This is a genomic window from Sphingobacterium lactis (genome assembly GCF_011046555.1).
In the GTDB taxonomy this organism is placed as follows: domain Bacteria; phylum Bacteroidota; class Bacteroidia; order Sphingobacteriales; family Sphingobacteriaceae; genus Sphingobacterium; species Sphingobacterium lactis.
In genome coordinates, this window is sequence record NZ_CP049246.1 from 3,351,024 (window position 1) to 3,363,868 (window position 12,845).

A 12,845-nucleotide genomic window follows, 5' to 3' on the forward strand; every position below is an offset into this window, starting at 1 on the left:
TGAAGATCATGAAAAAATTATTCTATATCCTATTGGGTGTTTCGCTGAGCATTACAAGCTGTGAACTGACCGAAACCCCGGAAGCAACACTGACGGAAGACATGGCATTTGGATCCGAAAGTGGACTTAAAGTATATTCCTATTCCTTTTACCGCGAATTGCCCAATGCGACTGAAGCGTACAAACTGGATGAGATGGCGGACTATGGGGCCGTCAATAACCTCAATCAGTTTATCCGTCCGGGTGCTTATTCCCCAGAGAACAGTTCCGGTTGGGATTGGCGCGAATTGCGCAACATCAACCAATTCTTGGAGAAGAATGTCAATGAAGCCGTACCGGAAGATGTGCGGAACCATTACAGTGGCATCGCTCGTTTCTTCCGCGCGTATCTCTATTTCAATCGCGTCGTTCGTTTTGGCGATGTGCCCTGGGTAGACAAACCGTTGGCGGTAGAGGATAACGATATCCTGTTTGCCAAGCGCGATTCCAGAACCTTGGTCATGGATAAGATCATTGAGGACCTGGATTTTGCGGCAACACATATCAAAACAACAGGTGGTGATGGAACGGAAATCACCAAATGGGCGGCCTTGGGTCTGAAGACGCGCGTTGCCTTATTCGAGGCCTCATTCCGCAAATACCATACGGAACTCAATTTGCAAGGGACGGCGAACAAATTCTATCAACACGTTTTGGATGCCTCCAAGATCCTGATGGAACAGAGCCCATATAGTCTGCACATGGGGGCAAGTCCGGAGACTGCCCAACGTGAACTCTTCATCAGCCAGAAACCGATTGCCACAGAGGTGATGATGGCAGTCACCATGGATGAAAGTCTGGGTGTACTGGGTTCTGCCAACTGGTGGTGGACATCGCCGACCTATGGTCCGCGCTACAGTCTCGTGCGCCCGTTCATCAATACCTTCCTGTCCATTGATGGAACGCCCTACACCGATAAGGCGACTTATATGACGGATGATTTCTATACGGAGACTCAAAACCGGGATAAGCGCTTGCAGCAACTGATCCGTACCCCCGGCTATAAGCGCGATGGCAAGGATGCAGCACCGAACTTCAATGGCTACTCCTATACCGGTTACCAACCGATCAAGTATACGTTGGATGCCAGCAGTTTCGATAATGGCGCCCTGAATAACAATGCGATCCCGTTGATGCGTTGGGCAGAGATATTGCTGAACTATGCAGAGGCGAAAGCCGAATTGGGAGGCTTCACAACAGAAGACTGGACCAAGACCATTGGTGCACTGCGCAAGCGTGCAGGAATCACTGGAGGAATCGATCAATTGCCAACAACAGTGGACCCTTACATGAAACGCGTATTCTACAAGGATGTCAGCAGCCCGGTGATCATGGAAATCCGCAGGGAGCGTGCGATCGAATTGGCATTGGAAGGAACGCGGTTCCGCGACCTACTGCGTTGGAAAGAAGGTGAATTGATGGCGACAATGCCTTGGACGGGTATGTACGTTCCGGCATTGAACACCCTGATGGATCTGGATAGAAATGGTGTGCCGGATGTGGTGTTCTACGACGGAAATACCAACGGTCCGACGATTACCGTACCGCAGGGCGTTGCCCGAATAGCGATCGGTGGAAAGGCAACCAACCGCCAGACCATGACCGCGGACAACCACCTAGAGTGGTTCAAGGCAGAAACCCGAGAGTTTGAGGACCGAAATTATTATTACCCCATCCCAGCGAACTCTATCGTGAAGAATGAAAATCTGGAACAGAACCCAGGTTGGGAGTAAGATTGGGAAATGTGAAAATAAATGAGGAGAAGGTGTCTAGATGGCACCTTCTCCTTTTTTATGTCTTACATAATCACACCTATTGCAGGGTTATATGGGTAATAAATATTTGGCGTTGGGGTCAGTAATTTTATGGTTTTTATAGTGACACCCCTCTGGGGTTGTAGGGTATGGTTCAACTAGTTCTAAAATAGTTACACCCCTAGCGGGGTTGCATGGTGGGTATTTATTAGGTCTGTAATTATATTTTGTAGATTGACATTTTTATGGCGGACATGTGCTAAACATGCTTTAGGCACAAGAAATCCACAGCTTGTGCCAGCGTTGTGGTTCCATCCTGGGCACAAGAGATCCAGCACACAGACCAACCGCACAACTCTTGCGCCAGCGTTGTGTTCTTGAAATAAATACTTTTTTTTTGCGCCACGCAACCCCGGAGGGGTGTAACTATTTTAGCTTATTTGCAGGAGTGAGAGATAACCCCAGAGGGGTGTAACTATAAATTTTAGCCTAAGGCACAAGAGATCCACCGCACTGGCCTGCCGCACAACTCTTGCGCCAGCGGTTTGGTTCCATCCAAGGCACAAGAGATCCACCGCACTAGCCAGCCGCACAACTCTTGCGCCAGCGGTTTGGTTCCATCCAAGGCACAAGAGATCCACCGCACTAGCCAGCCGCACAACTCTTGCGCCAGCGGTGCCAATCCTAATCTATCTCTTCCCTCTCAGCCTGTCCAATAATCTATCCCTATTCCAAATAGCAAAAAATAGAAACAAGGCTCCAAAAAAACTGTTATTTTCATGGATTCGTTGGAGGATATAACACTTCCCAGAAGCGTAATTACACACTATACTTTAAAAATATGACCGCACTATCGCAGAATGTCACGGATTACCCGAATAATAACACGATTTTTTCCGTTTGGAAATTTAAGGAGGGCGCGGATATCAAACCGGTTTTTGAGCGCTTATGCGCCTTGGTTTCTAATCTGAACCATTCTTTTGTGGTGCGCATTCCCGAGGGCCGGACCAGTTGCATCATGGGTATCGGTCATGATGCCTGGGAAAAGTTGGGATTACCGACGCCCCTACCCAAAGAGCTGGTCAATTTTGAACCCATTTCGGGGGAAAAGCATATGGCGATTTCCACGCCTGGAGATATACATTTTCATCTGCGGGCGATGAATGCTGGAATCTGTTATGAAATGGGAAAAGATGTGTACGATATCATCAGCCCGGTGGCAGACTGCCTGGAAGAGGTCCATGGATTTCGCTATTGGGATGGCCGATCGATTTTGGGATTCGTAGATGGCACAGAAAATCCGATTGGGCATGAAAGGGCGAAGTTCGCCATGGTAGGTGATGAAGATCCAGAGTACAAAGGTGGCAGTTACCTTTTTGTCCAGAAATACATCCACGATCTGAAAGCTTGGGAAAACCTCCCTACCGCTGAACAGGAAAAGGTATTCGGCAGGTACAAGCAATCGGATATCGAGATGACAGATGAAGTGAAGCCTACCAATTCCCATTCCGCACTGGCAGGTATTACGGATGCGGAAGGTAATGACCTGAAAATCGTCAGGGATAACCTTCCTTTTTCCAACCCATCCCGCGGGGAATTCGGTACCTATTTCATCTGCTATGCCAATACCTTTTCGACCACCAAACGGATGCTGGAGAATATGTTCCTAGGCAATCCCATCGGCAATTACGATCGGATCTTGGATTTCAGCACGGCTAAGACGGGCACGCTTTTTTTCGTGCCGACAATGGATATGTTGGACAACTACAGCGCTACATAGCACAGAATTAGCGCATACGTTAACAAATTTTTTAACCCCAAGTGGAATTTTGGAAAGATTCAATTTGGGGTTTCATATTTATCCCTACTTTTGTTGCTACCACAAATCAATAGCCACAAACAATGAAGAACAAACTTTTCAGAAGGAAGAGTCTAGAGATTATCAATAGGGACCGGGATGAATCCGCCAGCATGAACAAGATCTTGGGCGTGAAGGATCTGGTCTCATTAGGGATTGCGGCCATTGTCGGCGCTGGGATTTTCAGCACGATTGGTCTAGCCAGTTTCGAGGGTGGTCCTGCAATATCGCTTTTATTTGTTTTTGTGGCCTTTGCCTGTGTGTTCACGGCGCTATCCTATGCTCAATTTGCCAGTACCATTCCCGTTTCCGGCTCGGCCTATACTTACGCGTATGTTGCCTTCGGTGAATTGTTCGCCTGGATAATCGGATGGGCGTTGGTGTTGGAATATGCGGTTTCCAATATCGTGGTATCCATTTCCTGGTCGCAATACTTCGTGACCATGCTGGAGGGCTTTGGCATACATATTCCGGCGTGGCTTTCCATGGCACCTCAGTACGCCCTGGAGGCGGATCAGAAGTTATTGGAACAGGGCGCAGCATCCTTGAATGTTGCTGATAAGTTAGGTTTGGAAGCTTTCCAGACAGCACCCCGCATTGGAGATGTCCCTATTATATTTGACCTTCCGTCAGGCGTGATTATCACCCTGATTACCTGGCTGGTATACATCGGTATTAAAGAATCCCGTAAAGCGAGCAACATCATGGTCATGGTAAAGATTGGGGTGATTCTGGCCATTATCGTTGGTGGCGCATTCTTTGTTAATCCTGAAAATTGGGTACCCTTTGCACCGAATGGTATGCAGGGTGTTCTTGGTTCGGTGGCGGCAGTATTCTTCGCTTTCATCGGTTTTGATTCCATATCTACGACGGCTGAAGAATGCAAGAACCCACAGCGGGATCTGCCACGTGCCATGATTATCACGTTGCTGATCTGCACGGTCCTGTATGTTGCCATTACATTGGTTCTTACAGGTATGGTCAATTATACCGAGCTGAATGTTAAAGATCCATTGGCTTTTGTCTTCAAATACATTGGCGTGGATTACCTAGCTGGTATCATTTCTGTCACCTCGGTGATTGCCATCACCAGTGCGCTCCTGGTTTATCAGTTGGCACAACCACGGATTTGGATGACCATGAGCCGGGACGGATTGCTGTGGAAGAAATTTGCAACCATCCATCCTAAGTATAAAACCCCATCATTCGCGACCATTGTCACGGGATTCGTCGTTGCTATCCCTTCCATGTTCTTCAAGATGGATTTCTTTGTGGACCTGACTTCCGTAGGGACCTTTTTCGCCTTTATTCTGGTCTGCGCCGGAGTATTGTATATGGACTATTCCGGGCTTTCCAAACAGTCCAAATTCAGAGTTCCCTATATCAACGGAAAATACCTGATCGGCATAGGTTTTCTCATTGCTTGGATGGTAATTTGGCGATTCAACTGGGATGCTGTCACCGCTTGGCAAGATCTTGACGCCTTGTATATCTTGGAACATAAATCCTTGATCATCATCTTCTGGCTTGTTTGGATCATTCTCGCCTACATGGGTTATCGGTACAACTTCTCGTTGCTACCTGTTATTGGAATCCTGATCAACCTGTACCTGATGACTGAATTGGGCACGAGCAATTGGCTCATTTTCCTCATTTGGCTGGGAATCGGGCTCTTGGTGTATTTCTTTTATGGATACAAGCATTCCAAATTGAATAATCCAACGGCATAATCTATTCTTTCTTTTCTGTAAAAACTGAAAAACGGCTGGTTTCAGGGATATAATTTCCTGTAATTTGTAGCCATATTTGTGTATAACTATTTATCAATATGAAAAAAATCATCATTGGCGTATGCGCTGTTATCTGCAGTATTTCTGTCGGTATTGCCCAGGTTCAAAAAGCATTTCAAATCGATTATTCTGGGTTGATCGATGGAAAAAAAGTAGAAACAACCCCAGAGGGCACCGTTTATCTCCGGGCTTTTGTCAATGCCAATTATGTTAAAGTAGGTCCAGTGGATACAGACTTATACTTTTTCCTCAGCAATAAAAAATCAGGAGAAACCTACATTGTAGTTCCGACTGATGAACAATATACCCTCCATATGAGGGATAGTTACGGAGACGATATTCAGGTTGAGTTCATTCCAGGAAAGACCAAAACCATAGCTGGTAAAACCTGTAAACTTGCTCAATTCAAGGTTCCCTACAGCTCGGAAGAAGGTGAAAAAGATATCATCGAGCTGTGGTATACCGAAGAGATCCCTTCCCTGTACTGGCCAGAATTCGGTTTCCTAAAACAATTGCCTGGAGCAATGCTGGAGCTATCCAACAATGGAAACGGCCTTACCGCTCATGAAATCAGCGTAAAAGAATTGGATAAGCAAGTTTTTGAGATTCCGGATGGCTATAGCGAGGTAAATATGGAAGAAGCAACTGCAGAAGAAGGTGAAGAAGATTCCATTGCCACGGAAGTCGATGAAGACCGCTATCTGTATAAAGATGAAAATACGCAACTAGTGGGTTTGATGGATGAAGAAGGCAACATCATATCGCCAGCAGAATTTTCTCATATCGAATATTTTAGGGGTGGTATCTCTCCAGCCATTAAATCGGAAGGAAAGTATGGCGCTATCGACAAACAGGGAAAAACCATATTGCCTTTCAAATACGATTACCTTTCCTACGATCAGGAATATGATCAATATCTCTATGGCGAAGGAGAAAAATATGGATTTCTCAATGGAAAAGGAGAGGTTTTGGTACCGGCAAAATACGATATGGTGAACCATATGATCGACGGTTATGGGGTCGTTTATCTAAACGAGAAATCGGGAATTATCGATCGCACAGGTAAATTAGTTGTACCAATTACCCATGAAGCCATCTTGGAAACCAATGGAAGGAATTTTGTAACTTCTGAAGGTGATCAATATGTACTTTATGCCATCAATGGCAATAAAATGATTACCAAAGGTTATGATCTCATTTCGCTATCGACAGATTCCAAATTGATCTTGGTTCAAAAAGATGAAAAATATGGCTATATCGATGAAACGGGGAAAGTAGTCATTCCATTGAAATATACTTCTGCAACTGCTTTCAATGAAGGCGTAGCTATCGTTATGGAAAATGACGATGCAGAATCCGTATACTACATCAATGAAAAAGGGGAACGTATAGAGCAATAAGCTTTTTTTCCACCATGTGATTGGCAAATTGGAATAGCCATTCACATGGTGTCTTTACCTTTGTCCCAACAATCCAGGTCCGCTGTTTCTATCCATGGTAAAAAAACTATTTATATTTTTCTTCAGTCTTTGCAGTCTCTACCCTATTGCTCATGGGCAGGATATGCTTCAGAAACTGCAATCGGAATATCAAGGAAGTAAATTACAGGATCCGGAACGCTTCTACCGGAGTGGTCGGTATGCGCAGGCGCTATTTTTCAATCAACAGGAAGATATGGCCTTCCATATCCTGAAACAGGAGGTACAGCGAGCCAGCACGCTTTCGGAATCAAAATATGCCGCATACCTGAACACAGTACTCGCCATCAATAAAATGATTGCGGAAGAGCCAGCAGTCGCCAAGCAGTATATCACCAAGGCGCGGAATTTGGCTAATCGTACGAGCGATCTCGAAATAAAGGGCTATGTAGCTTACGGTCACGGTTGGTTACTGGCCAGACAGCAGCAGGAAGGTGAGGCTGTCAAGTCGTTGCTGGAAGCCTTAGGCCATCTTGACAAAGCGCCGAAATCAAAAACGTTAGGGGGCAGAAAATCAGCCGTATATAAAGAACTGACAGCAATCTACGCCAATTGGAATGAATTTGCGCTGCAGGAAAAATACAGCAAGCTCTCTTTGGATCTGGCACGCGAGCAACAGGACCCGATGGCCATTTTTGATGGATATATGCTACTGGGCTATCTCTATGAACAGCAATATCTTACGCAGACCACGGAACTTTCTTATCGGAACTCCGCGGAAACATACTACCTCAAGGCGCTTGACACCTATCTCCAAAATGAGGGGGAGATGCCCATTCCATCCAACCTGTCCTTTGTGGCAAACAACTTAGCCCATCTCTATTTTAAACATTTCCCACGCACCTACCGCGAAAAAGCAATATCCTTTGCGGAGTTGGCCCGCCAAAAGGGAGAAGAGACCAAACAATACAATCTGGTAGCATCCTCCTATGGCATTATGGCGGAAATGGAACTGCAGGATGGAAACGCCGCCAAAGCGAAGGAGTACCTGTTGGCATCGCTTATTGCCATGAACAAAAGTACGGTACAGGATCAACAGATTCTCATGAGTATCTATGAAAGTCTGGCCAAGGCCAGCGAAGAGGAAGGGGATTATAAGGAAGCCATCCAATATTACAAACGGTATGTAGAAACCTTCTCGGCTTTCTATGATCAGGAAAAGCTCAACCTGAGTAAACGCTTGGAGGCGCAATACGAAAAAGATAAGCAGGAACAGCAGATGGCGACGCTCACCTTGGAGTCGGAGAAAAAAGAACAGCAGATCCGGTTGATGGAAGCGCTGGGTTTGCAGCAGCGGCAAGAACTGGAGAACATGACCCTGATCCGGGCCAATCAATCGAAGGAATTGGAGCTCTCTAAACTCCACACGGAAAGACAGGCTCAGGAAATTCAGCTCAATAAATTAGAAGCCAAGAATAAAGAGCAGCAAATCGATCTATTTCAAAAAGAGCTCAACCTGAAGGATAAATTAAACACCTATTACATCGCTTTGCTATTGGCTTTCCTCCTACTGCTGGGACTGGTATTGTACGCTTACCGGCAACGGTCGAAACACCTCAGGCAGCAGATCGATTTAAAGAACTTAGAGCTGGCTCAGGAACGTCAGGATGTAAAGATTGCGACCCTGACCGCGCTCTTGGATGGACAGGAACAGGAACGTGCCAGGATAGCCCGGGATTTGCACGATGGTTTGGGCGGATTGCTTTCCGGAACAAAGCTACACCTCTCCCAACTCAATGAACAACTGCTCCAGCAGAATAAAATGAAAATGGAGAAAGGGATCACACAACTGGATATGGCCGTCGATGAGCTTCGCCGCGTAGCCCATAACCTGACACCTGACCTCCTGCAGAAATTTGGTTTGTTCGAAGCCTTGCAGGAATACGCCAGGAGGATGAGTAATGAAACTCTCGAGATCGACGTTCAATTCCTCTACTTCAAGACACCACTTCCAGCAGAAAGTGAACTCCTCCTCTACCGCATCATCCAGGAGTTAGTGAATAATGCGATCAAGCACGCCAATCCCACCCAGGTGATTATCCAATTGGTGGAGGAAGACAACGCCTACCTTGTAACGGTAGAAGACGATGGTACCGGATTCGATTACCTCCGACAACAGGGTAACTCTGCAGGTTTACTCAACATTCAGTCACGGGTGGAGTTTCTGAAAGGCGTGCTGCATGTACAATCCGATCCCGGAAAGGGATCTAGTTTCGAAATCACATTTCCAAAATCTACAACGATATGATCAATATAGCCATTGCCGATGACCACCCGCTTCTCCTTGAGGGGTTAAAGAATATCCTGGCACAGGAGGATGATCTGGATATCATTGGTTGTTATCCGGACGCGGAGACCATGCATACTGCCCTTACACAGGATAAAATCGATATCCTATTATTGGACATTAACCTTACTGAAGTGAATGGCCTCGAGCTTATCAAGCCACTTTTGAAGCAATACCCCGATCTGAAAATCATTATGTTGAGTGTGCACAATGAATTCGCGGTGATTAACAGTGCATTTGCTGAAGGGGCTCACGGCTATATACAGAAGAACGCTTCCATCCAAGAGATATTAACGGGTATCCAGGAGATCCGGTTGGGGAATAGATTTCTGTGCAAACAGACGCAACAGATAGTCGACCGCAAAAACAACCATGAGCTAAAAAATGTGCCCAAGCTGACGCGTAGAGAAAAAGAAGTGCTTGCGGAAGCATCGCTTGGATTGACGACCGGGCAGATTGCCGAAAAACTATTCATCAGTCCTCATACCGTAGAAAGTCACCGGAAGAATCTCATTGAAAAATTCAAGGCCAACAATTTAAGTTCTGCCATCAAAATGGCCTATGAATATGGACTTATCTGATTGCATTCATACTTTTCACGGGTGCCGAACTGAACATTTTCCATACTTTATTGTTATTAATTGTGAACAAGTATAGACTATTATGGAAAATAATCAAAAAGGCGAAAAGATCAATAATGCAGAGGAAGTTGATTCAACGAAAGTTCCAGAAATCGTAACCAAGGAGGGCGATGACGAACCTGCAGGAAGAAACATTAGGAAGACCATCATCATTTGCGTGGTTATCCTAGCGATCATATATTTAGTTTATGAATTGATGATGAAGGGTAATTAAGGCGAAGGCTCCCTATATTGAAAGCAAAGAGCCCAATATTCGATATTGGGCTCTTTGTTATTTCATGCTGATTAATCCGTGAGTGCAAGATTTAAAAACCAATGGTCTGTCCGTGATGCAGCACCGCATTCTTCTTGATCACCACGATTCCGTCGCAAATGGTATATTCCGGAAAATCCCCATCTTTAAGATGCGTACCGCCCTTGATCCGGACGTCGTTGCCGATTCGGCAATTTTTATCCAATATCGCATTTTCAATATAACAGCGCTCACCGACACCTATTGGCGGTGGCGTCTGGGAGGTCGACAGCTCAATCACTTCATTTAAATCTTCATAATAATCCGATCCCATCATATAGGTCATCTTGATCACCGTCCCGACCCCTACACGCGACCGCACACCGATGACCGAACGTTGAATCTTATCGGCAAGGATAATGCAGCCATCGGCAATAATGGTATTGTTGAGCGTTGTGCCGGACACTTTCGAAGGCGGCAACATCCGCGCGCGTGTGTAGACCGTTTCGCCGAATAAATTAAAAGAAGGTATATCATCCGTCAAGCCGATATTCGCTTCAAAGAACGATGCTATTGTTCCGATATCGGTCCAATAATCATCAAAAGGATAACTTAACACTCGGGAATTGCCAATGGCATCAGGTATGATCTCCTTTCCGAAATCCATTCCTTTATTCTCTTCCAACATCTTGCGCATGACCCCTTTGGAGAAGATATAAATCCCCATGGACGCCAGGTAATTTCGACCTTGCTTTTCGAGATCTTCCGAGACCTCGGAGGTCCAATCTGCAAGCAGATCTTTGGTCGGTTTCTCAATGAATGAAATCACCTCATTGTTTTCATTTGATTTCAGGATTCCGAAGCCAGGTGCATCTTTGGCCGTTACAGGAATCGTACCGATGGTAATCTCTCCTCCGTTCTGCACATGGAAATCTACCATGGCCGAATAATCCATCTGATAGAGTTGGTCACCCGATAGGATCAGTACATAATCGTAATCCACATTGACCAAATTTTTCTGGGTTCTCCGCACTGCATCTGCCGTACCTTCAAACCATCGATCCCCCTCATTGGTCTGCTCGGCAGCCAAGATATCCACGAAACCCTTGCTGAACACCGAGAAATTGTAGGAATTCTTGATGTGTTTGTTCAGGGAAGCTGAATTGTACTGCGTCAATACGAAAATCTTATTATAGCCAGAATTAAGACAGTTCGAAATTGGAATATCAACCAACCTGTATTTTCCTGCAATTGGCACTGCAGGCTTTGACCGCTGATCCGTTAACGGGTATAAGCGAGTCCCTCGCCCTCCTCCTAATACGATTGAAACTACTTTATGCACCATGTCCTTTAAGTAATTGGTTATATAATTCTTTATATTTCTTTGCTGATTTGTTCCATGAAAAGTCCAACGCCATCGCTTTATCGCGGACCTTTTGCAATTGGTCATTGCCCGATAGGTATTGGATGGCCCGACCGATGGTTTCTGCCCCTTGATCGGCATCAACCTCGTCGAACAGGAATCCATATCCACCTTCGCGTACATCGACGACCGTATCCTTCAATCCACCGATTTTACGGACAACAGGTACCGTCCCATATTTCAGGGCGTACAATTGATTCAACCCACAGGGTTCAACCCGCGAAGGCATGATCAATAGATCGGAGGAAGCATACACCTGATGCGCCAATTGTTCATTATATCCGAAAAACACCGATACATCTCGCGGATATTGGTCCGCCAGCTGCTGAATCCCCGCTTGAATCCCTGCATCTCCGGAACCCAAGATAAATACATTGACCTGTTGTGCATTCTGTTTCAGCACCTGCTCGAATAGCCGTGGTAAGATATCAGCCCCTTTCTCGGTCGCAAAGCGGCCAATATAACTGACCAACGGAAGGGCTGGATTGAGACCATACGCGCTACAGAAGGCAATCTTATTTTCCGCTTTCCCATGGGTGACGGTCAATTGGGAATAATTCTCATCGATTAGGTTATCGATTTCCGGATTCCAATAGGCGGTATCAATGCCATTGACGATGCCATGTGCTTTTCCACGTTCATCGTAGAATAGGTGTTGCAAGCCATTGGCTTCTTGGTACAGTTCCTCGAGATATCCCTCGGAAACGGTTGTATAGGCATCACAACATTTTATCGCGGTTGCCAATGGATTAATCAGGTTGTCCCAATCCAAGAGTCCCCATTTCCAGGTATCAAATGCTGGCAGGATGATGCCCTTGGTCCAGGGCATCCAACCTTGGTATTGACCATTATGGACCGTGAAAACGGTTCGGATAGATGCCAAATCTTTGTAATCCGTTGAATTTCTCGTTAAAAAGGGCATCAAGCCTACATGGTGGTCGTGGCAATGCAAAACATCAACTTCCACTTCATGATTTTTCAGGTAATGGAGTACGGCATGCTGAAAAGCGATCCATTGGTCTGCTTCATCCGCATAACAATAAATCTCCTCCCGATCCAGAAGGTTCGGAATTTTGACCATATATAAGGGAAAGCCCAACGCATCGGTGCTCTCCTTGATGATTTCATAAGTTAACAAGGTAGATCCCTGGTTGAACTCCCCGGTGGCAACAGTTTCAAAAGTATGTTCCTGAACGAATTTCCGATTGAAATAGGGCATAATAACGGATGCATCAATCCCGAGTTCACGCTGATATTTGGGCAACGCACCGACCACATCGGCCAAGCCCCCAACTTTAGCAACAGGAAAACATTCGACACTTAAATGAATGACTTTCATACAA

The 12,845-nt window shown here is 45.7% G+C and carries 9 protein-coding genes; 7 read left to right on the top strand and 2 right to left on the bottom strand.

Features of this window, described 5'->3' with window-relative positions:
- Window positions 1-8: 8 nt before the first annotated feature.
- The 7 genes from G6N79_RS14650 (at window position 9) to G6N79_RS14680 (ending at window position 10,061) form a co-directional block, all read left to right on the top strand.
- A complete protein-coding gene (locus tag G6N79_RS14650; protein WP_103906178.1) occupies window positions 9-1,772 on the top strand; it encodes a RagB/SusD family nutrient uptake outer membrane protein in 1,764 nt (587 codons plus the stop codon).
- Window positions 1,773-2,634: 862 nt separating this feature from the next.
- Window positions 2,635-3,573 carry a Dyp-type peroxidase gene (locus tag G6N79_RS14655; RefSeq protein WP_103905953.1) on the top strand — a complete coding sequence of 313 codons (939 nt, stop codon included), beginning with the start codon at window positions 2,635-2,637 and terminating at the stop codon, window positions 3,571-3,573.
- 122 nt (window positions 3,574-3,695) lie between these two features.
- Complete coding sequence (locus G6N79_RS14660) at window positions 3,696-5,381, top strand: amino acid permease (protein WP_103905954.1); 1,686 nt, start codon at window positions 3,696-3,698, stop codon at window positions 5,379-5,381.
- A gap of 98 nt (window positions 5,382-5,479) precedes the next feature.
- Window positions 5,480-6,841: a WG repeat-containing protein gene (locus G6N79_RS14665; RefSeq protein ID WP_103905955.1), complete on the top strand. Its 1,362-nt coding sequence runs from the start codon at window positions 5,480-5,482 to the stop codon at window positions 6,839-6,841.
- A 94-nt stretch (window positions 6,842-6,935) separates the two neighbouring features.
- On the top strand, window positions 6,936-9,167 hold the full coding sequence (locus G6N79_RS14670) for an ATP-binding protein (protein ID WP_103905956.1): 2,232 nt from the start codon (window positions 6,936-6,938) through the stop codon (window positions 9,165-9,167).
- Entirely contained in the window at window positions 9,164-9,787 is a 624-nt protein-coding gene (locus G6N79_RS14675; RefSeq protein WP_103905957.1) for a response regulator, read from the top strand. Before G6N79_RS14670 ends, G6N79_RS14675 begins: the two co-directional genes overlap by 4 nt.
- A gap of 82 nt (window positions 9,788-9,869) precedes the next feature.
- Window positions 9,870-10,061, top strand: a complete 192-nt coding sequence (locus G6N79_RS14680; protein WP_103905958.1) for a hypothetical protein — start codon at window positions 9,870-9,872, stop codon at window positions 10,059-10,061.
- A gap of 91 nt (window positions 10,062-10,152) precedes the next feature.
- Here the strand turns inward: G6N79_RS14680 and G6N79_RS14685 are convergent, their stop codons facing one another.
- Both G6N79_RS14685 and G6N79_RS14690 read right to left on the bottom strand, forming a co-directional pair.
- Window positions 10,153-11,424 (bottom strand): glucose-1-phosphate adenylyltransferase, encoded by a 1,272-nt coding sequence (locus G6N79_RS14685; RefSeq protein WP_103905959.1) that lies wholly within the window; start codon window positions 11,422-11,424, stop codon window positions 10,153-10,155.
- The gene (locus G6N79_RS14690) at window positions 11,414-12,841 is read right to left on the bottom strand and encodes a glycogen synthase (protein ID WP_103905960.1); all 1,428 of its coding nucleotides are present in this window, start codon (window positions 12,839-12,841) and stop codon (window positions 11,414-11,416) included. Before G6N79_RS14690 ends, G6N79_RS14685 begins: the two co-directional genes overlap by 11 nt.
- Window positions 12,842-12,845: the final 4 nt, after the last annotated feature.